1 pseudogene is annotated in these 345 nt (G+C 37.1%); it reads left to right on the top strand.

From position 1 onward, the window contains the following. A pseudogene (locus DWZ69_RS12170) lies at positions 1–345 on the top strand (hypothetical protein); the annotation flags it as partial.

Raw genomic sequence — 345 nt, 5'->3', positions numbered from 1 at the left:
AATTTTGGATTGGTTGAAAAGAAAAGAAGAGGTTTGGGACTTCCAAGCCTCTTATATGTAAAGAATTTTGTTGTGTTTCAGGACCATTCGGAGCCTGATGACACAGATTTTGATGATGTAGCAGAAGATGACAATTTGAATGAAAATATGGAAACTTCAAGAGGTATACAGAGAGAAACTTCCAGAGGTGTAGGAACTCACACTTCAAGAAGTGTAGATATGGAAACTTCTAAAGGTGTACAGAAGGAAACTTTAAGAGGTGTAGGAACTTACACTTCAAGAAGTGGAGATGTGGAAACTTCTAAAAGTGTACGACAGGTTACATCAAGAGGAGTAAAAAGTGAA

This window comes from Eubacterium sp. AF34-35BH, assembly GCF_003477765.1.
Classification (GTDB): Bacteria; Bacillota; Clostridia; order Lachnospirales; family Lachnospiraceae; genus Eubacterium_G.
Note: the sequence above shows the minus strand (reverse complement) of the source record. Positions and strands in the feature narration are given on the sequence as shown.